21 protein-coding genes and 1 pseudogene are annotated in these 24,974 nt (G+C 45.0%); 16 read left to right on the plus strand and 6 right to left on the minus strand.

The features are described from left to right. Positions 1-33: 33 nt before the first annotated feature. The 7 genes from NI000_RS14755 to NI000_RS14785 all read left to right on the plus strand — a co-directional run bounded on the left by NI000_RS14755 (position 34) and on the right by NI000_RS14785 (position 8,367). Positions 34-390 carry a nucleotide excision repair endonuclease gene (locus tag NI000_RS14755; RefSeq protein ID WP_036691897.1) on the plus strand — a complete coding sequence of 119 codons (357 nt, stop codon included), beginning with the start codon at positions 34-36 and terminating at the stop codon, positions 388-390. Positions 391-550: 160 nt separating this feature from the next. Continuing rightward, the gene (locus NI000_RS14760; RefSeq protein WP_253411740.1) at positions 551-2,107 is read left to right on the plus strand and encodes a tetratricopeptide repeat protein; all 1,557 of its coding nucleotides are present in this window, start codon (positions 551-553) and stop codon (positions 2,105-2,107) included. A gap of 347 nt (positions 2,108-2,454) precedes the next feature. Beyond that, on the plus strand, positions 2,455-3,891 hold the full coding sequence (locus NI000_RS14765; RefSeq protein ID WP_253411742.1) for a helix-turn-helix domain-containing protein: 1,437 nt from the start codon (positions 2,455-2,457) through the stop codon (positions 3,889-3,891). Between the two features lie 167 nt (positions 3,892-4,058). After that, complete coding sequence (deoD, locus tag NI000_RS14770; protein WP_253411744.1) at positions 4,059-4,766, plus strand: purine-nucleoside phosphorylase; 708 nt, start codon at positions 4,059-4,061, stop codon at positions 4,764-4,766. Between the two features lie 4 nt (positions 4,767-4,770). Then, positions 4,771-6,066 carry a purine/pyrimidine permease gene (locus NI000_RS14775; RefSeq protein ID WP_301292508.1) on the plus strand — a complete coding sequence of 432 codons (1,296 nt, stop codon included), beginning with the start codon at positions 4,771-4,773 and terminating at the stop codon, positions 6,064-6,066. 86 nt (positions 6,067-6,152) lie between these two features. Next, the gene (locus NI000_RS14780) at positions 6,153-7,334 is read left to right on the plus strand and encodes a NupC/NupG family nucleoside CNT transporter (protein ID WP_253411747.1); all 1,182 of its coding nucleotides are present in this window, start codon (positions 6,153-6,155) and stop codon (positions 7,332-7,334) included. Positions 7,335-7,599: 265 nt separating this feature from the next. Next, positions 7,600-8,367, plus strand: coding sequence for a class I SAM-dependent methyltransferase (locus tag NI000_RS14785; protein WP_253411749.1), 768 nt, complete (start codon positions 7,600-7,602; stop codon positions 8,365-8,367). 87 nt (positions 8,368-8,454) lie between these two features. Here NI000_RS14785 and NI000_RS14790 read toward each other — a convergent pair whose 3' ends face one another. Continuing rightward, positions 8,455-8,727, minus strand: coding sequence for a hypothetical protein (locus tag NI000_RS14790; protein ID WP_253411751.1), 273 nt, complete (start codon positions 8,725-8,727; stop codon positions 8,455-8,457). A 185-nt stretch (positions 8,728-8,912) separates the two neighbouring features. On the opposite strand from NI000_RS14790, the gene NI000_RS14795 reads away from it, so the two are divergent. Beyond that, the gene (locus NI000_RS14795; protein ID WP_253412124.1) at positions 8,913-10,133 is read left to right on the plus strand and encodes a hypothetical protein; all 1,221 of its coding nucleotides are present in this window, start codon (positions 8,913-8,915) and stop codon (positions 10,131-10,133) included. A gap of 141 nt (positions 10,134-10,274) precedes the next feature. Here the strand turns inward: NI000_RS14795 and NI000_RS14800 are convergent, their stop codons facing one another. Then, a complete protein-coding gene (locus NI000_RS14800) occupies positions 10,275-12,629 on the minus strand; it encodes a M13-type metalloendopeptidase (protein ID WP_253411753.1) in 2,355 nt (784 codons plus the stop codon). 387 nt (positions 12,630-13,016) lie between these two features. On the opposite strand from NI000_RS14800, the gene NI000_RS14805 reads away from it, so the two are divergent. After that, complete coding sequence (locus NI000_RS14805) at positions 13,017-14,345, plus strand: SMI1/KNR4 family protein (protein ID WP_253411755.1); 1,329 nt, start codon at positions 13,017-13,019, stop codon at positions 14,343-14,345. A 142-nt stretch (positions 14,346-14,487) separates the two neighbouring features. Beyond that, the gene (locus NI000_RS14810; RefSeq protein ID WP_253411757.1) at positions 14,488-15,321 is read left to right on the plus strand and encodes a hypothetical protein; all 834 of its coding nucleotides are present in this window, start codon (positions 14,488-14,490) and stop codon (positions 15,319-15,321) included. Positions 15,322-15,402: 81 nt separating this feature from the next. On the opposite strand, the gene NI000_RS14815 is transcribed toward NI000_RS14810, so the two are convergent. Next, positions 15,403-16,569, minus strand: a complete 1,167-nt coding sequence (locus NI000_RS14815) for an MFS transporter (protein ID WP_253411759.1) — start codon at positions 16,567-16,569, stop codon at positions 15,403-15,405. Positions 16,570-16,638: 69 nt separating this feature from the next. After that, positions 16,639-17,229: a TetR/AcrR family transcriptional regulator gene (locus NI000_RS14820; RefSeq protein ID WP_253411761.1), complete on the minus strand. Its 591-nt coding sequence runs from the start codon at positions 17,227-17,229 to the stop codon at positions 16,639-16,641. Between the two features lie 192 nt (positions 17,230-17,421). Here NI000_RS14820 and NI000_RS14825 point away from each other — a divergent pair, with 192 nt between their 5' ends. From NI000_RS14825 to ahpF, 5 genes are all read left to right on the plus strand, one after another. Continuing rightward, complete coding sequence (locus NI000_RS14825; protein WP_253411763.1) at positions 17,422-18,000, plus strand: TMEM175 family protein; 579 nt, start codon at positions 17,422-17,424, stop codon at positions 17,998-18,000. Positions 18,001-18,196: 196 nt separating this feature from the next. Beyond that, positions 18,197-18,604, plus strand: coding sequence for a hypothetical protein (locus NI000_RS14830; RefSeq protein ID WP_253411764.1), 408 nt, complete (start codon positions 18,197-18,199; stop codon positions 18,602-18,604). A 309-nt stretch (positions 18,605-18,913) separates the two neighbouring features. Then, on the plus strand, positions 18,914-20,413 hold the full coding sequence (locus NI000_RS14835) for a malate:quinone oxidoreductase (protein WP_253411765.1): 1,500 nt from the start codon (positions 18,914-18,916) through the stop codon (positions 20,411-20,413). A gap of 283 nt (positions 20,414-20,696) precedes the next feature. Beyond that, entirely contained in the window at positions 20,697-21,260 is a 564-nt protein-coding gene (gene ahpC, locus NI000_RS14840) for an alkyl hydroperoxide reductase subunit C (RefSeq protein WP_036692003.1), read from the plus strand. Positions 21,261-21,273: 13 nt separating this feature from the next. After that, entirely contained in the window at positions 21,274-22,803 is a 1,530-nt protein-coding gene (gene ahpF, locus NI000_RS14845; protein WP_253411767.1) for an alkyl hydroperoxide reductase subunit F, read from the plus strand. A 209-nt stretch (positions 22,804-23,012) separates the two neighbouring features. Here the strand turns inward: ahpF and NI000_RS14850 are convergent. Together NI000_RS14850 and NI000_RS14855 are read right to left on the minus strand one after the other, a co-directional pair. Next, positions 23,013-23,156 (minus strand): annotated as a pseudogene (locus tag NI000_RS14850) (DUF4386 family protein); the annotation flags it as partial. Positions 23,157-23,214: 58 nt separating this feature from the next. Further along, positions 23,215-24,093: an alpha/beta fold hydrolase gene (locus NI000_RS14855; protein WP_253411769.1), complete on the minus strand. Its 879-nt coding sequence runs from the start codon at positions 24,091-24,093 to the stop codon at positions 23,215-23,217. Positions 24,094-24,246: 153 nt separating this feature from the next. Between NI000_RS14855 and NI000_RS14860 the strand changes: the two genes are divergently transcribed. Next, on the plus strand, positions 24,247-24,966 hold the full coding sequence (locus NI000_RS14860; RefSeq protein WP_253411771.1) for a MerR family DNA-binding transcriptional regulator: 720 nt from the start codon (positions 24,247-24,249) through the stop codon (positions 24,964-24,966). Positions 24,967-24,974: the final 8 nt, after the last annotated feature.

The following is a 24,974-nucleotide window of genomic DNA, read 5'->3' on the forward strand; positions in this document are numbered from 1 at the left end:
AAGGAATTAATAATAAAAAGGGAGTGAATGTACATGATACAAATAACGATTCCAACACCGGATGTCACCATACACAAACAGAAAGACCCTGAGTTAAGCAATATTTATGGGTTTACGGATTTTCACCTGATTTCAAGAGATAAAGCGGGGATTTTTATGTTTTACAATGATCGGGATGAACTCCTATTCGTTGGGAAAGCACGAAAGCTAAGACCCCGAATCAAAAAACATTTTGAAGATACAGTATCCATCATGAAAAATTACAGGGGCGAAGTTACCAAAATCGAGGTTTGTATTGTCGAGGACCCCGTTCATAGAGAAATTTATGAAACATTTATTATTAACGAACTCAAGGCCAGATACAATATAGATAAAGTGTTATACAAATAAGGATAAACGATACGTAAAACAAATTTGAGCCCCTCCTAATAGGGCTCTTTGTTAATTAGTGCGAGGGGCATGGAGTGCATTAAAGGTTATTATAGACGTAGGTTAGAGAAAATAAATATACAGGAATCGAATAACTTCCAGAGGACAGGAAATCGTTTAAATGACAATTCATAATAAACAACGTTACCGTTTTAGTGAAGCACCTATATGGAATATTCAGAGGGAATATTATGAACAAGAAGGATTGAAGGCTTGGAACAACGACCAAGTTCCTCAATATATCACGTGCAATCCAATGATCGCTGCGGCCTATGCAGAAATGATATTCGGCTTTCTTCAAGACCGGGCAAATAAGGAAGATAGCTCAGAGCCTGTTCTTATTGTGGAGCTTGGAGCAGGAGCGGGGCGTTTTGCTTTCCATGTGTTACACGAGTTATGTCAGTTGATTGACTATGCAGGGATAACGTTACCTTCGTTTCGATATATCATGACGGACTTGGCGATGAACAATGTGTTGGCATGGAAGGGTCATCCAGCTCTACAAGCTTTTATTGCTAAAGGAATACTCGATTTTGCGCGATTTGATGCTGTTCATGACACGGTTCTGAATTTGATTGTATCAGACGCAACCATTAGTAAAGGAGATTTAAAACAGCCTTTTGTCATTGTGGCTAACTATTTTTTTGATAGTATTCCGCAAGAGCTGCTTTATGTGGCTGAAGGTAAAATTTATGAAGCTGATGTTTTCATTGAGTATCCTGAACTTAAGGATTCACTTAAACCATCAGAATTACTTGATCAAATATCTTTACATTATAAGCATCGGCGGGCGCCGGAGTATGAGCAAGAAACTTATCCTTATCGTGATGTCATAGCCTTATATCAGGAACAATTGGAAGATTCGCATATTTTATATCCAGTCGCCGGATTAACTTGTTTAGAACGTTTGAACCAGATGTCGCAGGAGGGATTTCTATTAATAACAGCAGACAAAGGGGATCATTTACTTGAAAATTGGAAATTCGCGGAACCACCGGAGTTGATCCTTCATGGAAGTTTTTCTTTAACGGCAAACTACCATGCGATTCAGCAAGTTATGGAACAGAAAGGAGCCCTCGCGTTATTTCCCCCGCATCATTATAAAAATATAAATATTGGTTGTATTATCAATATGGATACACCGATGGGCTACATCCAGACAAGATTAGCTTATCGTCGATTTATTGAGCGCTTTGGTCCGGACGAATTTTTTAGCTTGAAGGAGTGGGTAGATCTCAATCTAGATAGCATGGAACTTCAGCAAATATTAAGTTTTTGGCGTTTAGGTGGATATGACGCGGAGTTCTTCATTCAGAGCACGAAGCAGGTCTCTAGTCTGTTACTAGATGCAAATGATCAGGAAAAGCAGGATATTTTTCGGGGTATACAGCTTATGTGGTCGTCGTACTACGTAATGGAGCAGCGTTATGACATCGCACTTGAGGCTGGATTGTTACTGTTTGAGATGGAAATGTACGGGGACTCCAAATGGTTTTTAGAAATATCAATATATGAAGATCAAGAGAACATCGTATCCACTGTATATTATTGTCTAGCTATTTGTTGCTTTGAGTTAGAATTAGACGAAGATGCTTTGAATTACACTAGAATGTTCTTAAAACATGAGCCTGATCATGAAGATGCACTGGCGTTGTTACACAGATTTGAGCAAGAATAGTTTCGCCATTGCAATGTTACGGTGAACCGTACCACAAGTAGCGGCAAGTTTATTATCTATATGGCGAGATTAAGCAAAGGGGAAAGCCCCTGTGGAGTTTGTAAACTTAACCAAATGAGGAATGAAATCTTCCATTGAATAGCTTTAAAACTTGTCATGACCTTTAGTCTGCGTTCATCGCAGGCTATTTTTTTGCCGTTAAGCCGGTTACGGGCGAGGGAGAATTGTAAGCAAATCATGATGAAAGTTTTAGATAATTAGTTCTTGTGTATACTATAAACATTCACATTTTACTTAATCCCATTCGTATTTTCCAAATCGAAATATTTAATAAAAAAGGTGAGAAGATGGATAAGGAATTCAAACTAGCCAGCCAATTGTTGACTTTGCTTGATACGGAGCAGCGATGGTTTACCCTAGCCGAAATTGAAAAAAAATTAGGGATCTCAGATAAAACCATTCGCAAAATGGTAGAAGAGATCAGCAAGCATTTACCGCCTGCTATAGCCATTGAAGTCTCCAGAGGGAAGGGGGTCTTACTTCAACGTGATGGGCGAAGCCAAACGGTTAATGAAGTGATTTCTAAGATGGTAAGGCAAACTGTGTTTTATCGACTGATGAATTTATTGTTTACTCATACAGGTCGATACTCAGCAGAAGAACTGGCTGAAGCCATGTTCATGAGTTCTTCTTCCTTGAAGAAACTGATCTCACAACTTAATAATAATGATCTGAAACCGTATCATATACGAATTACTTATTCTTCTCCTGCGATAAAAGGGAACGAAATTAATATTCGATACTTCTATTGGAAGCTGTATTGTGATGCGTACGAGTTTACGGGCTGGCCTTTTGAGACAGTCGATCAGACTTCGATAAATCAGTTAATTACAAATATAGAGAATGAGATGAATATCGTCTTTTTTATCAATTCTAAAAGAAGGCTGTCCTTTTTAACGGCTATCGTTTTGGAAAGAGTTATGAAAGGAAATGATATTGAAATCACGGAGAAAATATATCCTTGGGAACAAGGTATTTTTTATTTGCCAATGATTAACATGACAAGTGGGCTTGAACAAATGATGGGCATGAACTTATCAAAAAGCGAATTATTCTTTATGCAATCCATGTTTAGCCTCAGCCAATACAATTATTATGATGGATCAGAGATGGCACTCAGGAAAGAGGCTGAAATGTACAAAAATAAAGAAGTGCATCAAATGGCGGACCAGTTTTTAACGATCCTGGTTGAGGCTTATCCAAATATTGATGTGAAGGAGCGCTTTATCTGGGAGCTATATGAGTTCTTTGACAAGCTCCTCATTGATAATGCAATTCCTGAGTTGCTGTTGATTTCACAAAGCAACTTAACTTCCTATGTCCAAAATGAATGTCAGCAGATTTATCAGGGGCTGCAAGCCTGCATGCAAAACTGGAAATCAGCTTACCCATCAGTACTGTATAATGACTTTCATCTAACAAAACTAACGCTATTAGTAAGCTCAAACCTACGTTATAAAAGCAAAAAGGCTTTCATTGTCATTGGAGAGGAATTCTCCATCCGTCATTACATAGCAAATTTGATAAAGAAGGAAATCGGTGACAAGCTCATCATTAATACTTCAATTATGAAAGGGCTAAATGATGAAATTGTGAAGCAGCATCAGATTGATTTCGTCATAAGTAATTTTCCTGTTGAATTACAGAGTGTGCCGGTTGTTATTATTTCTACGATTCCCTCGAAAAGGGATTTCGATAATATCCGTAAAGAATTGCTTTTATAATTTGGTCAACTTTCTCCTGTTCTCTGCGTAAAATTTTGGTCTAGTTTGTTCATATAGAAAAACCGTAAACTCTAGGTAGCTTCTGATCTTAGTTGGAGCGGGGGTTGAAAACGGTCTCCCTAGTCGGCAACAAAGTATGGGAACGGAAATAAGAGGGAGGAACAGATATGAGCGTACATTTAGGCGCAAAGAATGGAGAAGTAGCCGAACGCGTGCTGCTGCCAGGGGACCCTTTGCGGGCAAAATTTGTAGCAGAGCATTTCTTGGACGAGGCTTATTGTTATAACGAAGTAAGAGGGATGTACGGGTACACCGGTATGTACAAGGGTGTAGCGGTTTCCGTTCAAGGAACAGGGATGGGAAATCCATCGATGAGCATCTATGCATCTGAATTGATTAATGATTACGGGGCTAAGAAGCTGATTCGCATTGGCACATGCGGCGCTATGCAAAAAGAGCTCAATATCCGGGATATCATATTAGCTCAAGCCGTTTCCTCAGATAGCAATCTGACCGAGAAAATCTTCTATGGCTGCAATTATGCGCCGACGGCGGATTTCTCCTTGCTATTAAAGGCATACCAGCAAGCACAGGCTAAACAGGTAAATGTATTCGTAGGCAACATCTATAACTCGGATGAATTCTACCGTGAAACATTGGACAGGCTGCACAAGTTTATGGATTTCGGAGTATTGGCGGTAGAGATGGAGAGCACCTCCCTGTATACGTTAGCTGCTAAATATGGCGTACAGGCATTATCTATTCTGACAGTCGGAAGTCAATTGCTAACCAATGAACGCCTGACCCAAAAGGAAAGTGAGCAATCCTTCTACGAAATGGTCGAAATAGCCCTGAATACAGTTATTGGTGACTAAGGAAATGAGGATACTTCTATCTGGATTGCAGTGGATGATCTTTATGATCGCCGGTGCAATTGCTGCACCAATCGCGATTGCAGATTTGTACAATTTAACGCCCGTAGAGACTGCGGAGCTTATCCACAGCACCCTTATTGCGTTAGGAATCGCAGGCTTTCTACAAGGGTTGATTGGCCATAAGTTACCCATTCATGAGGGTCCGGCAGGTTTGTGGTGGAGCATCTTTACCATATACGCCAGTCTAGTGGGGGTATTATTCACTTCGCATCTTGCTGCCTTGCAGGCGTTAGGCGGAGGAATGATGATGAGCGGCGGTATATTTATCTTGCTCTCCCTGTTTAAGCTGATGGATAGAATCGCCCGCCTCTTTACCCCAACAGTAACCTTTATCTATTTACTGTTATTGATACTGCAATTAAGCGGTTCTTTCATGAAAGGGATGATGGGAATTACATCAAGCCGCACTATGTTAGATGGCAAGGTGCTCTTACTTAGTGTGATTGTAGTCTGCATAACCTTTTGGCTGGGGAATAGCCGATTGTTGTTACTGCAACGGTTCTCGGTAATCATTAGCATTTTTTTCGGTTGGCTGTTGTTTGCTATTTGCGGGAATATGCCAGTGATTCCACAGGCGGATACGATATTTAAACTTCCGGAGATCTTCCCATTCGGCAGACCCCGCTTCGATATTGGAACCATTGCTACTGCGTGTTTATTAACCCTGTTGTTAATAACCAATGCCATAGCGTCCATTCGTTTGATGGAGACCGTTATGAAGCAAAAGGGCGCAGTAGACCATCAGCGTTATTTACGTGCAGGATATACTTCTGGAATTAGCCATTTCATTTGCGGCTGCTTAGGGGCCATCGGTTCAGTCCCTATTTCAGGAGCGGCAGGATTTGTTGAACAAACAGGGATGAGGGAACGCAAACCGTTTTTAATTGGCTGCAGCTTAGTGATCGGCATCTCCCTGCTCCCGCCAATGATGAATATCATTGCGGCTATACCTGCTCCTATTGGCTATGCGGTTACATTCGTTATTTTTGTCAAAATGGTTGGATTGTCTCTGAAGGAGTTACAAAGTGTGATTCATCAAGAACGAACTTTAATAGTTAGCGGTGTGTCTTTGTTAGTTGGCGTTGGATTAATGTTTATGCCGGCATCAGCCACCGTTCACTTATCTCCGATTGTAGTCGCTATTCTGAATAATGGGTTAATCTGTGGAAGCCTGTTAGCCATTATTGTAGAACAAGGCTTGATATGGAAAGGAAGGCATGGGACGAAGCATCATCACTAAATTGCAACCGCTTTCTTCACCTTGGGCAGTACATGCACATTATGGTGGAGAAGGAGCAAACAACATCCCATTGGAGGAATATAGACATGCATCATATACTTTCGGTTGCTGGTTTGATTATTGTTCTCTTGCTGGCCTGGCTCGCGAGTAATGATAAGAGAAAGATTAAATACCGCCCAATCCTTGCAATGATTGTTATTCAGATTGGGTTAGGATTGATTTTACTAAAAACGAGTGTAGGGGAATTTTTAATTAAGGGTTTTGCAAACAGCTTTGCAAAATTGCTTGAATACGCCAACGCGGGTATTAATTTTGTCTTTGGCGGGATTGCCAACGAAGGGGCGCATACATTCTTCCTTTTTGTTCTGATGCCAATTGTATTTATGTCAGCATTAATAGGGATTCTGCAGCATTATAAAATACTTCCTTTTATTATAAGGTATATTGGTTTAGTGCTAAGCAAAATAAATGGAATGGGAAAATTGGAGTCTTATAACGCAGTTGCGGCAGCCATTGTAGGGCAAAATGAAGTGTTTATATCCGTAAAAAATCAACTAGGATTATTGTCCAAAAACCGCTTATACACACTATGCGCGTCAGCCATGTCGACGGTATCTATGTCCATTGTTGGGTCATATATGACTATGCTGCAGCCAAGATATGTCGTGGCAGCATTGTTGTTAAACTTATTTGGCGGTTTTATCGTTGCCTCCATAATTAATCCGTACGAAGTGAAACCGGAAGAGGATATTGTTGTTGTTCAGGATGAAGAAAAACAGACATTCTTCGAAATGCTGGGCGAATATATTATGGATGGTTTTAAAGTAGCTGTAGTAGTTGGGGTCATGTTAGTTGGTTTTGTTGGATTAATTGCTTTAATTAATGGAGTCTTCAGTAGCGTATTCGGCATTTCATTCCAAGGTATTTTAGGATATGTCTTCGCGCCAGTTGCTTTTCTTATGGGTATACCATGGCATGAGGCTGTTAAGGCTGGCAGTATCATGGCGACAAAACTTGTTGCGAACGAATTTGTTGCCATGCTTGATTTCGTTAAGATCCAAAGCAGTTTAAGTGAGCGTACCTCTGCCATTGTATCCGTATTTCTGATTTCATTTGCTAACTTTGGATCTATTGGTACCATTGTGGGGGCCGTCAAAGGATTGAATGAAAAACAAGGTAACGTCGTTGCCCGTTTCGGGCTGAAATTGTTATATGGTTCGACGCTTGTAAGTATTCTCTCTGCAGTAATCATCGGTATCATATTCTAATATATAAGACGACTTGCAGAAGCGCGGGAGCGTATCGACATGGCCGTGAATCTATGATATGGTGAAGGAAAAACCCAATCGCTGACAGTACTGCTGGAGGACCTTCATCGGAAAAGGTGACTGTATGAATTGTGAGGAGCACTTCTATGCGATCGATTGAGCACGAATACTAAGTCTTATCTCCTTATGCACGTGGCCCACCGGACGGTATCTGTAAATGGAGTCATATTCGATTTGCAGATCACGATATTGGAGGGGCTTTTAGATGAGAAGAGAAGACAAGCAATTTGAACATTGGATCGGGCAAGCGAATCAGCCATTCTCGGGATGGGATTTTTCGCATATTGTGGAAACGGGACGAATGAATAGCGACTGCTTGGCATGGTCATACGGAAGCATGGCCATCCCTCTCATGCGGGATGCCGAGGCGATGCTGGATATGGGAACCGGCGGCGGTGAGCTGTTGTCGATGTTGAGGCCGTGGCCGAAATCCGTTTGCGCCACCGAAGGCTATCGGCCGAATTTGTCCGTCGCCAAGGAACGATTGGAGCCGCTGGGTGTGACTGTCCTTTCTGTGGAGGATGACGAGCATCTTCCTTTTGAGACCGGCCAGTTCGATCTGGTGCTGAACAAGCATGAAGCTTATTCGCCGCGGGAGATTCGGCGGGTGCTCACCGATGGCGGCTACTTCCTCACTCAACAGTCGGGAGGCACCGATTGCTTTGAGATCAACGAACGATTCGGCGTGCCGTTAAATACAGCATTTGCGGAATGGAAGCTCGATGTCGCCATGCGGGGAGTGCGGGAGAACCACTTTGAAGTTGTGAAACAGTCTGAGCAATTTCTTAGTCAACGATTCTATGATGTCGGCGCACTGGTCTATTATTTGAAGGCCGTTCCGTGGCAGATTCCGGATTTCGAAGTCGATAAATACAGAGAAGAGCTGTACAGCATTCACCTGCTTATTGAACAGCAAGGTTACTTTGAGGTGACACAGCACCGGTTCTACTTGCTGGCCAAAGCGTTGTCTTAGAGTATATTCAAATATTGGATAGTTGCATGGTAAAGCTGGCACCGGAACTCTACCGGTGTCAGCTTGTTTAACTTTCTTTGAATCCTCTCATCGTTTGTAGTAGCCACTGCTTATAAACCAACCCAGCACCAAAATAAGTATGGCAAAAATAAATTCAATCCAAAAAACCGTTTGAAGACCGGAAACCATGCTTTGTGTCTTCTCATGCATCGCAGTGGGATCGAGCGAATGGTGCAGGTAACGATTGGCTCCAGACGACATGATGCCGACGAACAATGCGATGCCAATTCCCCCTGCAATCTGTTGGAGCGGCGCTTCACCGTAAAAGAGCGTAAATCTGATTTTGGTCACTCTGTGCATACAGATCCTCCTTTTCTGTCTTTTGTAATGGGCTTCAATTCAATGCGTTCTGTCCTTTATGCATATATCCCTTATCTCCCCATCGACCTGAAGAAAATTTTACGTGAAATCAGATGAATTGGAAAAAGCGATATCGCTCTTCACATAAAGCAGTACACAGGCATCTGGAAGAAAGGATGATAGAAATGCCAAAGAATAACCAGGCTTGTCCTCCTGTCGGTTCTATTAGAGGAGATGGTCGCTATCCTATCGACCTGACGGGTCCTCGCAGTCACACGCTTGTCATTGAGCCCGGTGTGGGCAGCCTCGCCATTGGACCGGCGCAATTAGGCAAAAAGGCAGACCTTCACGTCGCGCCCGATGCGCAAGTCGATTGGAACGTATTCAATGCCTTCGCCACACCGGCCGGCTCGCCCTGGCCGCGATTTCTGCGCTATACGGGCAGCGACGCGGGCTTCTTCGACTGGGCGCAGGAACGCCCCATTGAAGAAATGGCATGGGTTCCGATCCTGCCTGCAGACACGGTGGCGGACGCCAGCCAGTCCATTGTGCATGGCTTGTATATCGAACTGGACCAGTCCGGGAGCCGTTTGCACCTGAAGCTTCCGAAGCGGCAGGTCTTTGAATATTTCCGCCTGAGTGTGGCCGGCGATCTATCACGCTTTTCGGCCATTGGCGATTTGCCATATTCTCTGACACTGGCGCCGCGCACCAGCCGACGCAAGAGTGATGCCGCCTTCTTGCTGCCCGACATGGGTGAGTTGCATCAGGTCACGAGCCTGACGCTCCGGAACGAGCCACTGGGACAACCTATCTCGCTGGAGTGTCTGAACCGGTTCCCAAACCTTAGCTCACTGAGTTTGTGGGGGAACTTCTGCAACTTGGACTTGCTGGCCCATCATGCCCGGTTAACGAATCTGGAGCTGCGCTTTATGCCCGATCTGGGTGACTTACCACCCTTGAGCGCGTGGCCGCTGCTTGACAGATTTATCGCCTACAACGTGGAAGAGATCACGGGCAAGCGCCTAAAGCAGCAAATGAAAACACGCGCTAATACCCGCCCGTGGACCGGTCATGCTTCAGTGAGCCAATTGCGAAAGCCTGAGTGGTGGACGACCGAGTTTGGCCGTCCGTTCTCGTCCTGGCCTAAACGTCTGGCCAAGCTGGCTAACGAAGCTTACGACGTTGCACAGGCAACCTTGGCCCAGGCCCGCAGCTTTGCCGATGCCGAGGCAGCCATTACCGCCTTCAGCGTACGCTTCAATACCCTCAAAGGCATCGAAACCACTGAACGTGAAGACCTTGGTGAAGCAGTATGGCAACTAAGCCAGTCTGACCACCTGATCGGTCAGCCTATACCAGAGGAGATGGCTCAACGCTGGTTCGATGCAGCGCGCGATTACTGAATGAAAGTGAAAATAATGAACAAAGTGGAGCGCAAAAAAGCGCCAGCGAAAACACCTAGATAGCTAATGTGTCGGTAGACACCTAGAATCAGGTTTTTTCAACTGGCGCGATTCACGAATTATTCCTATCCGCTCTTATTTTTACCAGATCGAGACACGATCCTCCGGAGCGACAAACATGCCATCCCCAGGCTTAATTCCATAGGTTTCATAGAATTCCGGGAAGTTCACAATCGTGCGGTTGACTCGAACTTTATTGGCTGAATGTACATCGTTTGTGCTTAGGGTCGCTGCAAATTCTTTTGTGGTCGTTGATTTCCACATTTTAGCATTACTTTCGAAATACGCTTTATAATCCGGATTGCTCTTTTCGGATACAACTTGCAGTGAAGCGGCCATTCCGCCTAAATCGGCGACATTCTCGCTTAATGTAAGCAGACCGTCGTTCACCACACCCGGAACAATCTCAATTCCATTATAGAACTCAATCAGTTCCTGGTTTTTCTCTTTGAATTTCTTAAAGTCCTCTTCCGTCCACCAGTTATTTGCATTGCCATTCTCGTCGTATGCCGATCCGTTGTTATCAAATGCATGACTGATCTCGTGGCCGATGATCATGCCAATGGATCCAAAGTTTTCTTCAGGTTTAGCGTTAATGTCATAGAAAGGCGCTTGGAGAATACCGGCAGGGAACGTAATTTCGTTATTAAGCGCATTGTAGAAAGCATTTACTGTATAAACGCTGGTTCCCCATTCCGTTCTATCCACCGGTTTTCCCAGCTTTGCTTTCAACTTATCAATGGATGCTGTGGTTACTGCTAAGGAATTAGAGAACAGCGAACCGCCTTCGTCGTATGTCTTGATAGCTATTTTGTCTAATGTCGTATCCCACTTATCCGGATATCCGATCTTAATAATCATCGTATCCAGCTTCTTAATCGCTTTAGCTTTTGTTGTTTCTGACATCCAATCAAGCGATTTTATTCTTTTCTCATACGTAGCGATTAATTTCTTTACCATTTGCTCAACATCTTGTTTAGCTTCCGGCGAAAAATGTTTCTCGGCAAACATTTGCTCCAAATATCCGCTCATCGTGGTCTTGGTCATGGATACTGCAATTTCCCGATCTGTTTTTTTCCCTGAAACGCCGTATAGTGCTGCGGAAAAATCATTTGCGGCGTTTCTGAATTCATCCGACAACAAACCGCCTGTTGCCGTAATCAGTTGTACTTTGGAGTAAGCTTTAAGCACTTCAAGATTAGATTCAGTCAAGAACTCCGCGCCTTTTTGTGCCAGTTTCACATCGATTACGATCACTTTATCGACATTGTCGACTTTCATCGATTTCAAGGTCTGTTTCATATCTACTTCTTTAAACAGGTCATCGAATTGTTCGATCGTATACGGATTATAGTATTTATTGACGTCGCCTTGTTCATGAGGTTCAAGCGACACGGAAGCTAAGCTTTTTTCCATTTCATAAACCTTCTCGGCACGGGCTTTCGCTGCAGACTCTTCTTCCCCCGTCAGCGCGAGAATTTTGGTTATATATTGAAAATAGGCTTTTTTTGCTTTCGCATCTTCCGTTACAAAGCTGTTTTTGTCCAGACCCGTGGTCAATCCGGTGTAATACAAAGCATTTTTACTGCTGTTCTTTGCATCGCCCATGATTGTAAAGCGGGATAACATGCTTAGACCTAATTCTTTCTCCATGGCAAGATCTGTTTGAACAAGCTCGTCAAGAGTTTTCGCCCCGTCAATTGCCGTTACATATTTTTGAATGGGCTTGATCCCTTGTTTATTTCTATTTTCGGTATCCAACGCCGTCGCATAGAAGTCGGCAAGCTTCTGTTCTTTTGTTCCTTCTGCGAATTGTTTGCCGGTCAGCTCATCTATTATTTTTGCTATTTTATCGTTATTTTGTTTGTGTAGCTCTGGAAATCCGCCACCCATGATTTCCCCTGCCGAAATTGTCGATTTATTTAACCACTGCTTATTGATTGTTTCATAAAAATCGTCATTTAAATGGGAGCCTTCAAGCGCCCACACTCTGGCGATAATGGTTTGGAACTCAGCGATCGTCATATTGTCGTTTACGCCTAATGTGCCGTCAGGGTTACCCGTCAGCACGCCTGCTTTGGCCAGTTTTTCGATATCTTCCTTAGCCCAAGCCGGTACATCGGTGAACTCGACGCCAAATGCCCCACTGCGCAGGTCATTTCCGACAGGCTTCGGCAATTCGCCGAATGCCCTGCTCAACATGACTAATGCTTCAATCTTCTTAGCCGGCTCCTTCTCTCTCAATTGTCCGTCTTCATAGCCTTGAATAACGGCTTCTTTATTAATTCCGGATGTATAAGCGTCGGCTGCCGTCAACAAGGTATTAACGATCTCTCCTCTAGTCGCTGGCGGCGGCGTTTCATCAGCATATACGGATACGCTGACTGGTAGGGCCATTACAATGGCCATGAGTAAGGATAAAAACTTCTTTTTCATCGTCGGGCTCCTCCATGGTGTATTTTTATGTATAAAAACAGATAAATGAATAGGATTTCTCCCATTCATATCCTTTCATTATAGCTGAAACAGTTCTGTTTGAAAATGTTGTAAGGAGCCTGTTCATTTTCAAGAGAGCATAAACGTTTCGTCAACTACGTTAATCAATTGATTTCCTAGGAGACTATCGCGCCGCGGCAAGCTCGTTTCGGAATCCGGCCCCCACTGGGAATGATCTACAACTTTGGGAAACCAGGCAATCACATTGAACAAGCTGGGCGGTTCCCTATTCTTGTTCCCCATTGACGACGAAATGGCAGAGCAAAATGTGATATACTGGCAATAATTTATAGCTTAACCCGGCTATAATCAACAAGGGAGGTCAATATGTTGTTTTGGAAGAAAGAAACGCAGCTTGATCGAATAAAAAACAAACTCGAAAAGGCCATGCGCAAAGATACGGATTTTTTGGTGTTTGGAGCATCCTCACACAAATACAGGGTTTATGAAAAGCTTACAGCAAAAGAGCTTGCGGACTGGCAAGTAAAAAATCAGATCACACTCCCGGAGCCTTATACGCAGTTTTTAACGAAAGTTGGAAATGGAGGCGCCGGGCCGTATTACGGGATTTATTCGATTGATAAGGCCACTTCCTATACCGATAGAAATGCATTGGCTGCAAAATGCGTTCTGCACCCCGGAATGACAAAAGAGGAATGGAACCATCTAACCGAACCCTTGATCAATGATGAGGACATCTCCGATCCGGAATACGACGCCGCCCGTAATATGGTGATGGGTGGCATGCTGTGCATTGGCACACAAGGCTGCGAATACGATATGTATCTCGTGCTTGAAGGGGAACATAGGGGGAAAATCGTTTACACTTCAGGTTTTTATCCTGATCATCCCTTTTTCTTTGTCTATGAAGATAATTTTCTGGACTGGTATGAGCGCTGGCTGGACGAAATTATTCTGGATTATGATATCGGGTGGTTTGGCAGCAGAATGCCGGGCGATGAAAATGCGTTGATCCAGGTTTATCAAAACGCCCCAAACGAAGAAATCAAATCAAAAGCGCTTGATGGAATGTTCAAGTTTAAGAAAATCTCGCAGCCAACCATTGATTTTTTTAAAAATGTTGCTGATCAAGGACAAAAAGATCGCACCATAGCCATTCGGCTAATCTGCAAGACCTCTTTCGATGCGGGAAGAGACTATCTTCTGGAGCTGTTGCATTCGGATAGAAATGAGGATTTATTACACGCTTTACAGATTCTGAACTGGTATGGTAAATCTGTTGATTTATCGGAATTTATAAAAGTGATAGTGCAAAGTCTCGACAGGGTACACGACCCGGAAACGTTACGTCATGTGGGGTATGTTTTAGAATCTTCCGGCGCGATTACACTCCAAAACTTTGCGCCCTTTTTGTGCCACGCCGACTCGAATATACAAACCGCCGCAATCTATGCCACACGCAGTTGCAATGACAAATCGGAAGGTTGGGAGATCATTGAACAGGTGTTAATGGGTGGCAACAAGGAGGTTGTGAAAAACTCTATTCTATTTTGGGGCATTATCCCTCATGAGAAGTTATTGCCTTATTATAAGGCCGCATGGCCGGAATATAAAAACAATAATAATTTCAGGGAAAAATTTATAGATTGTTTGAAAGAATTAAATTTGCCAGATGATTATTTTGATAAAGAATAATTTCATTACATTAGACAGGAGGAATTGCAATACTAACTGGTACGGAAAGTATGATAGCTCCTACGGGGTGTCTGAAAAGCAAGTAATAAACCTGAAACAGTCCAATTAAATTCGAAATAACTTCATGGAACGGAGGGAGAGCTTGCTTAAGTGGAATAGCGATGTATGGGATAAGCTTGCAGGACCGTACGGTTCAGCAGAGAATGTACCTGTGTTACTGCAGCGGCTAATGGGGCAATATAGCCAGGAGATTTTTGACGAACTCTTTCAGGAGCATTTGTTCCATCAAAATACGATCTATACGGTTACATACGCGGCGATGCCGTTTTTGGCAGAGATCGCATGTTCCATATCTGACGCGGAAGTGCGCAAAGAGCTGTTTATCAATTGCGGTATAATCGAGGCAAGCCGTGATGAGCGCGATGAGGCGCCATTTCCGGAATCTTGGGCGGAACTGGCCGAAGATGCAGGCAGCTCCGTTTGTACTGAATTGTATCGTGAATATATAGAGGCAATAGGCAAGCTCAAGGCGCTTACAAAGGAAGTATTCGCCTATACAGCTCATGATTCCATCGATGAGACGGAGAAACGTTATATTCTTGTGGCGGACGCTGCTTATCGAGGTTCGTATAACGTTGCCAACATGCTGATGACGTTTATTAACGGGGATGAGTATGTGGCCGTGTGTCCGGCCTGCGAGGAAGATGTATTCGTATGGCCTAATGAAGATAATACAGAAATCCTTCAAGCCTACGAACACGATCCCGTCTTTCACACTGGCCAGGAATCACATGTCATCGTTCCGGCAACGTCATTGGCAGATGAAGAAATACGAACATTAGCGGAACGGGCGGAAGCGATCGGAGAGCAATCATTGGCCGGGCATCTGCATTATTTAGCGGGGGAAACATCATGTCCGTCCTGCCGTGAGAAAATTTCTATATGGCCGTCTTTACTTAGCACATTTACGATGTAGAGCTGCAAGTTAAGGGGGCGGGGAGAAACTAGGAGCTGTCACGCCGCGACAAGCTCCTTCTTTATTTGTCGGTTGGAAAAATTAACACTTGCTCTTCACCGTGATGGCCGGCGCTTCAGCTTGCTTGAAGTAAGGAAGTAATGAAATCAAGCCCAGGATCGCCAGAACGAAACCTACCCATAACGGAGAACGGAGTCCATATCCAGCGTCGATGGCCAGTCCTCCGATGGAAGAGCCGGCGACGACGCCGAGGCTAATAACGGACCCGTGAACGGTCGTAACCAGCGTGCCGGTCCCAGCAACGCGGGTGATGCGGGTCGACATCGCGGGATTCAGGGTCACTCCCGTTAGTCCAATCATAATGACGGCAATGACAGAAACGTACGGACTGTGGGCATAGATTCCGAACATCATCAGCGCGGCAGTCAAGAGTACCAATCCTATGGTTAAGGTTGGCATCATAAATCGATCGGCAAGTCTGCCAGTAACCAGGTTTCCTGCCACTGTCGCTATGCCGTATATCCCTAACAGAAGCGGAATCGTCGCTGTGTCGAAGCCGGAGAGGTCGGTAAGAATAGGCGCAAAATAACTGAATGCAGCAAACGTCGCGCCGATAATGAGAAGGCTGGTCGCATAGGCAGCCCATAGATTCGGGTTTTTGAAGCTCGCCAGTTCACTGCGCAAACTAACGGACTCCGGCTTGGACGCGGCGGGGATCACTTTCATGCCCAAAAGTCCAGACAGCAAGACCAGTACGACAACCGCCCAAAAACTGGAGCGCCATCCGAAGTATTGGTTGAAGAGCATCGCCGCAGGCAATCCGAGCGCGGTAGCCACCATTAAACCGCCAAGGACGATGGATGCGGCACGACCACGATACTGAGGACTGACGAAGTCAAAGCAAATGCCAAGCGAAACGCCGAAGCAAGCAGCAGAGGAAATGCCGGTAATGATCCGGGCAACCATCATCATCTCATAACCGATGGCTAACGCGCCAAGTGTCTGACCGAAGAGGAATATGGCCGAAATCCATAAGAAGGCCCGTTTCTTCGACACTTTGGACAAACCAATCGCTAACAAAGGACCCCCCACAATCATCCCCGCAGCATAAGCAGATATAAGGTAGCCGATGGAAGCAATGGATACGTCAAACTCCTTCGATAACGAAGTCATGATTCCGGCCACCGTGAATTCGGCAGTAGTCATGGAAAAGATCATCATTCCCAGTACATAAATAGCTAACGGCATATGATTAACCTCCTATTTTCGAAAAAATTGTAATGATTAGTACAAAATTAGCCGCAAAAAAGCGCAACGCTAGAACAAGACTTCCAACGTTGCTTTGGCCATCTGAACGGCCCTTTCACGATTCTGAGCAGCGGCATTGAGTACCCGGAGTCCATAATAATTGCTTAGAAAGAGGTGGGCTAAATCCGAAGCCTGATGGGTCCGCGAGATTTCTCCCGACAGCTGTCCAGTCTCAATCGCCTGTTGCAGAGCCTGCTCCAGCAAATCCACGTGTCGTTTGAATAGGCGTTCGACCGCCGGATCTCTTTGTGCGCGTTCCATGGCAGCATTGATCAATAGGCAGCCTCTTCGGTTCTCGTTTGAAAAGTCCTCTTGGATAGCCCAATCGAGCAAAGCACGAAGTCGGTCTTTTATAGGTCCTTGCTGGTTAAGAATCTCAATCTGGGCTTGGATGCCGGTTTCATGGTAACGCAAGAGGGCTTGTTGATAAAGCTCGTGCTTACTTCCGTATGCATTGTATAAGCTTCCTCTTCCAAGACCGGTTTGTTTGCACAGATCCTCCGTCGAACAAGCTTCGTAGCCATTTTCCCAGAACAATTCCATAGCTGCATCGATCACTGCGGTATCTTTAAATTCCCGTGGTCTTCCGCTTTTACTCACCTCATTCTACTCCCTTCCTGCACAATCTAATAAAAACATCATAATAATTTTGTACTGAACTGTCAAATATAAGCTGGAGCGGATATTGTTCGGGTGCGCGCGAGTTTAGCTTGACAAGATGTATTGTTTTATGCAAAGTTACTGGTGTCGAAAAGGCTAAACGAGCGCGAGAGCGAGAAAAGGTGGAACACGATGAAAGCGAACCGGATGGAAGCGTTCAGCGATGGCGTATTGGCGATTATCATTACGATCATGGTGCTGGAATTCAAATTGCCGGAAGGCCATGACTGGTATGCGCTAATCGGACTTGGCCCGAAAATACTCAGCTACATCTTCAGTTTCGTATATATCGGCATCTACTGGAACAATCATCATCACCTGCTGCACATGGTTCGAACGGTGCACGGGCGGTTGATGTGGCTCAACCTGCTGCTTCTCTTCTGGCTATCCCTTATACCGTTCACGACGGCTTGGATGGGGGAAAGCCATTTTGCACCTACTCCAACGGCGCTGTACGGCATTATTCTACTGCTATCGGCGTTCTCGTACCGGCTGCTTCAGCGCGCGATTATTAAACAGCATTCCGGCGATTCCTCATTCGTCGTATCGATGGGCAAAGACTGGAAGGTGAAATTATCTCCTTTTCTCTACTTGATCGCGGTGGTCACCGCCTATGTGAGTCCTTGGATACCGTGCTTCTTTTTCGTACTCGTCGCCGTCATCTGGTTCGTGCCGGATAAGCGAATCGAGCATGCTCTGAAAGGCCAGTAAGAAAAGCTCTTCGATTCTCGCGAATAGGCGGGCTTCGAAGAGCTTTTTTTGAACAATGGTACTACCCTCTACAGGATCACATTTAACCCGTCTTGAACGGCTTGAAGAAGCAGCCGCGGGAAGCCCTAATGGCGGGTGACGAATTTCAGGCGATCCGTTAGAATGAAATAAAATCTACGAGAGGAGGCCGGAATCGATGAGTGAGCGAACATTACTCCAGCGTAAACCTTATGCGCCGATAGTAGTGGAGCGCGATGGCATCCTGATATATTATTTGCCGGTGGAGAGCGGGTTCGTATCATACCATTTTGAGTTCCAAATCTCCGAAGACCATTTTCATGTTCTTAGGGATGATGAGGAACGCTACTATTTTTTATTTTCCGCGCTTCACCACCCGTTTCAGCTAGCAGCAACGAGGCTATCCGATGCCGAAGTGAACGAATACTTCGACCTTGTTCTGTTTGGCGATCGCGCCCTTGTTGAAAACTTTCTTACGGAGAAGGACCGCGAGAGCAACGGGGCCATTTCCAATCTTGTGCGTATCTTGTGCGAGCGTGATCAAAAAGAGATGATGGCGGGGAATTGGTTTCGTAGCATGTTTTAATATTCACCAGAAACGACAAACCAAAGCTACAACCCTAACAAGCAGCGGGGTTAAGGCCTTGGTTTTTTGTGTATTCCTAGAGTTTTATGGACAATTTCTCACTTCTTAACTGCAATCACTTGAATTTTCCGGCTTTTAAATAGCAGGCAACTATCATATAATAGTAGATATATTAATCTTGATTTAAGAATGACAGGTTATAATTGATCCAGAAAAGGGTGTGACTAGGTCGCGCCCTAGCTTGCTGTGTAGCCTAAAGCAAGAGTGCCACATCTTTTCTTCAAATAATAGCGCGTAAGGACGGTTAAAATGAGTAACAGACAAACCAAAACAGACGTTATCTTAATTGGTGCTGGAATCATGAGTGCGACTTTAGGAACGCTGCTGAAGGAATTAGTACCGGACTGGAACATTACAGTTTTTGAGAAGCTCGCAACCGCAGGAGAGGAAAGCTCTAACGAATGGAATAATGCGGGAACGGGGCATGCTGCACTGTGCGAGCTTAACTACACCGTCGAAAAACAGGACGGATCGATAGATATTAGCAAAGCCATCAAAATTAACGAAGAGTATCAGGTTTCCAAGCAGTTTTGGTCTTATCTTGTAAAAAGCAATCTGATTCGCAATCCGCAGGACTTTATCATGCCCTTGCCTCATTTGAGTTTGGTACAAGGGGAAGAAAATGTAACGTTCTTGAAAAAACGTTTTGAAGCGCTGTCAGACAATCCTCTGTTCCAAGGCATGGAATTTTCCGATGACCCGGGCAAGCTGATGGAATGGATTCCGCTGATTATGCAAGGCCGGACCACGAATGAACCTATGGCGGCCACAAGAATCGAATCCGGAACGGATGTCAACTTTGGCGCTTTAACGCGTATGTTGTTTGATCACTTAAAGAGCAAGAACGTCGATATCAAATTCAAGCATAGTGTAGATGATATTAAACGTGCCAGCGACGGCTCGTGGGAATTGAAAGTGCGTAATGTCGATAACGGGTCCGTCGAACGCCATACGGCGAAATTCGTCTTTATCGGCGGCGGTGGAGGCAGCTTGCCTTTGCTGCAAAAATCCGGTATTCCCGAAGGGAAGCATATCGGAGGATTCCCGGTAAGCGGACTATTTATGGTGTGCAAAAATCCGGATGTTGTAGCGCAGCATCATGCCAAAGTATACGGTAAGGCTAAGGTTGGCGCTCCTCCGATGTCTGTTCCGCATCTGGACACCAGATTTATCGACAACAAAAAATCATTGCTCTTTGGACCGTTTGCCGGCTTCTCGCCCAAGTTTTTGAAAACCGGCTCCATGTTTGATTTGATAGGTTCCGTGAAGCCGAATAATGTCTTTACGATGTTGGCGGCAGGTGCCAAAAACGTTCCATTGACGAAATACCTGATTCAACAAGTGATGCTATCGAAAGAACAGCGTATGGAAGAGTTGCGCGAGTTTATCCCGAACGCCAAAAGGGAGGATTGGGGTATGGTCGTAGCGGGCCAACGTGTGCAAGTTATCAAGGATACGGCTGCGGGCAAAGGAACGCTTCAATTCGGTACGGAAGTGATTAGTGCCGCCGATGGCTCGATCGCTGCATTGCTCGGCGCTTCTCCGGGAGCTTCGACCGCCGTTTCCGTTATGCTGGAGTTAATTAAAAGATGCTTCCCGCAGCAATTAAAAGCGTGGGAACCGAAAATAAAAGAAATGATTCCTTCTTATGGCGTGTCGCTACTGAAAAACCCGGAGCTTATCGAAGAAATTCATACTTCGACAGGGCGGGCGCTTGGTCTAAGCAACGAACTGCAACCTGCCATTTAGACAATGCAAAAATAAGAAATAAGTTAAGCGGCCTTCGTTCCGATTTCCATGGGACTAAGGCCTTTTAGCTTTACTGCAATCTTTCGTAATGTATAACAGCAGATTATTTCGGGAAAACTTGCAACGGGCTTGAAAAGGTGCTTTGCAGCGCTTGGTCTAGCTTCATGATCTTCATCATACCTTCATAATATCCTCATTGTAGCTTCATGATCAAAACAACGGTCTGTGTTATTATTTATACATAAGCGAAAATTCAACCCAAATCTAAGGAGGAAAAATCAGTATGTCTCTTATCGGAACAGAAGTAAAACCATTCAAAGCATCGGCTTATCACAACGGCAAGTTTATCGATGTTACGGAAGCTGATTTCAAAGGAAAATGGAGCGTTGTTTGCTTCTACCCGGCTGACTTCACGTTCGTATGCCCGACGGAACTTGAAGATCTGCAAAACCAATACGAAACGTTGAAAGGCCTCGGCGTTGAAGTATACTCCGTCTCCACGGATACTCACTTTACGCATAAAGCATGGCACGATAGCTCCGAGACAATCGGCAAAATCACTTATATCATGATCGGCGATCCTTCGCATACGATCTCCCGCAACTTCGACGTGTTGATCGAAGCCGACGGTCTGGCGGATCGTGGTACGTTCATTATCGATCCGGACGGCGTAATCCAAGCTGTTGAAATCAATGCGGGTGGCATCGGCCGCGATGCAAGCATTCTGGTGAACAAGATCAAAGCTGCCCAATATGTTCGCAACAACCCGGGCGAAGTATGCCCTGCGAAGTGGCAAGAAGGTTCCGCAACGCTGAAGCCGAGCCTCGATCTTGTCGGAAAGATCTAAGGAGTGAAAACTTATGGCACTGGACGCAGATATTAGAGAACAACTAAGTCAATACCTGCAGCTCATGGAAGGCGATGTGCAGATCCAAGTGAGTGCGGGGTCCGATGCCGTATCCCATGAAATGCTGGAGCTGGTGGATGAAATCGCCAGCTTATCCTCCAAAATTACGGTGGAGAGAACCGAATTGTCCCGAACGCCAAGCTTCCATGTGAACCGTGCGGGGGAAGACACGGGGATTGCTTTTGCTGGCATCCCCTTAGGACATGAGTTCACTTCCTTGGTGCTTGCACTGCTGCAAGCGAGCGGAAGGCCACCCAAGGTGGAACAGCACCTCATCGATCAGATCAAGAACATCCGCGGCGAATATCGCTTCGAGACCTATGTCAGCCTGAGCTGCCACAACTGTCCCGATGTCGTACAGGCACTGAACGTCATGAGCGTCCTGAACCCTGGCATCTCGCATACGATGATCGACGGTGCAGCATACAAAGCAGAGGTCGAGAGCAAAAACGTCATGGCTGTGCCTTCGGTTTACCTCAATGGCGAATTTTTCGGCAGCGGTCGAATGTCGCTGGAAGAAATTCTCACCAAGTTGGGGACGGCTCCCGACGCATCCGAATTTGCGAATAAGGAGCCGTATGACGTGCTTGTCGTCGGTGGAGGTCCCGCCGGCGCCAGCGCGGCGATCTATGCGGCACGCAAAGGCATTCGTACCGGGATTGTCGCCGAGCGTTTCGGCGGTCAGGTCATGGATACTATGGGCATCGAGAACTTCATCAGCGTCAAATACACCGAAGGCCCTAAGCTTGTGGCGAGCCTTGAGGAACATGTCAAGGAATACGGCATTGACGTGATGAAGCTCCAGCGCGCGAAGCGCTTGGAGAAGAAGGATCTCGTCGAAATCGAACTCGAAAACGGGGCTGTGTTGAAGAGCAAGACCGTCATTGTCTCCACCGGCGCACGTTGGCGTAATGTCGGCGTTCCCGGCGAAGCGGAATTCAAGAACAAAGGCGTAGCCTACTGCCCTCACTGCGACGGTCCCTTATTTGCAGGGAAAGACGTAGCCGTGATCGGCGGCGGCAACTCCGGTATCGAGGCGGCCATTGATCTTGCAGGTATCGTGAAGCATGTGACGGTGCTGGAGTTCATGCCCGAGCTGAAGGCCGATGCTGTCCTGCAGAAGCGACTGTACAGCCTCCCGAACGTGACGGTGCACAAGAACGTTCAAACCAAAGAAATTACCGGCACGGACAAAGTCAACGGGATTACGTACGTCGACGGCGATTCGGGAGAAGAGCATCATATCGAATTGCAGGGCGTGTTTGTTCAGATCGGACTTGTACCTAATACCGATTGGTTAGCGGATACGGTTGATCGCACTCGCTTCGGAGAGATCGTCGTAGATCGTCATGGCGCTACGAACGTCCCCGGTGTGTTTGCGGCTGGCGACTGCACCAATAGTCCTTATAAGCAGATCATTATTTCCATGGGATCGGGTGCAAATGCTGCCTTAGGCGCATTTGATTATCTCATTCGAAATTAATAATGAATTTTGCTTATACCAAGAAAAGCCCCTATTTTATTTTAGGGGCTTTTTGTGTAGGTTTATAATATAAACAGGAGATTCGGCCATGATGAGAGGAAAGGAACGAGAAATGAAAAGCATATTGTTCAAGTATATGACTAAATTTACCTCTCTTACCGATGAGGAACAACAGGCAATCGCTGACGATATCCTTGTAGAGGAATATAAGATGACACGATGTTGTTAAATGTGGTCGCGGCATTGCCCTTCACCACAAGGCTTCCATGGACAAAGCCATAGGAAAAAAATGCAGCAAGTGCCATGAGGATAAGGGATATACCCGCGGTTAAAGCAGATTTTCGCTCAGCCATAAGATAGCCTCCTAGATGACATGATTTATGTTCATTGTATTAGGAGGAGGTCGACTGGTCATTGACTTAAGTCAAGAGCACGTATTAACCACGGTTTTATCAAGGGCAAGACGCTGGCAGGCTGCATGGCTTTGGTATGATCCATGTCGTTTCCTTTTAAAATTTCTATGTCCCAGCCGAAGGATTTTAATTGTTTCTCATTTTTTTGAAACAAACCGATGATATCCACCGTAACACTTCCAAAGTTCTCGCCATAAACAATGGTATCTTTTTCACCTGCGAAAGCCAGTTTAGGGAAATTCAATCTGTCTTGAATTTCTTTGTCGTCAAAATCCATTAAGCTTTGATACATCGTGAAAAATTGTTTCGTTTGATTGGGATCGATTTTCACCTGGATGTTGTTCCAATCGATTTCCTCAGGGGTGGCATGTACTTCGGGTGGATTTTCAGGGATGTTATGATGATTTAAGGCTTGCTCGTAAGTTTTTTCCGTTACGGTCATCATTTCTTTATAGGGTCCTTCATACGGCGGGTATCCGCCCATAATCAGACTTTCCAGCCGGTTGGTTCTGATCGCCAATTGCAATCCGACCAACGCCAACCAGGAGTAACCGTAATAACTAAACTTCCCCACATTCATTTCATCAGCTATACGTAAGAGATCTTGTGCCATGTTTTCAGGTGTGAGACTGTCCGGTTGGGGATTTTCAAATAGATGACCTTCGTAATCAAAATACAAAACTTGAAACGTGTCGGAAAGGCCTTCGACAAAGTTTTTTCCCAATTCAGGATCTACGCCCCACAATTTCAAGCTCTCGGCTTCCTGACCGTAAACCGATTTTTTCGCTACAGGCAGCATAATGACCTTGTCGGAAGGATTTCCGGTTAAACCGACCTCCAATGTTGAGCCGTCATGTAATTCTACGATTTTTTTCATGATAATCACTCCTAAGCGGTTTATACTACTACCATACAACATTCATGCAATATTTCGGTTTCTCAGGATGAAATAGGCAAGGATGTCACATTTGATGTTTTTAGGTTAACGTAGCACTTGAAGCTTTCACTTCAAGGATAAGGAGTGGGAAGGGTGCAAAAAACCTATACGCCTACACAAATTGCGAATGCACTAAACGTAAGCACGACCACGTTGAGGAGATATGAAGAGCAAGGATTAATTCCTGATGTGCCGAGAACCGCAGGAAATCATCGAACCTACATGTCCATTCATTACCAAGCTTTTATGACGATTCGATCCTTATTGAAGGGATATGAGATCCCCGTTGTTTATGATGTCATGAAAAAAATTAAGAATGGAGATATCATTGATGCCCTTTGGTTAGTGAATCGGCAGCTGCATCAGATTCAAGAAGAAAAGCAACGAGTGGAAGAAATACTTGCTATGGTCAAAAACTCCAATTTTACCACGTATAGAAATGTGAAAATAACGAATTCGATGTCCATTGGAAAAGTAGCGGAAATTGCCGGAGTAAACACTTCTGCGATTAGACATTGGGAGAAAGAGGGACTGATTCGCTCCGAAAGAGATAAAGACAATGGGTACAGGATCTTTACCGTACCCGAATTAAGAAAAATATTGGTCATAGGCAGTTTAAGAAGAACCGTTTATTATATGGAAAATATGAAACAGCTTTTAAATGATTTGGACATGCACAGTTATTCCAAAATCGATCGATCGTTTCAGCTTGCGCTGCAAAATTTAAACCAGCAGCTTACTATGAAATTCGCGGGAATCGCGGAAATTATGAAATATATCGATTTTTACAAAATAGGGACGGATGTTACCTGATCGTCTAA

The organism is Paenibacillus tyrphae (genome assembly GCF_024158745.1).
Classification (GTDB): domain Bacteria; phylum Bacillota; class Bacilli; order Paenibacillales; family NBRC-103111; genus Paenibacillus_G; species Paenibacillus_G tyrfis_A.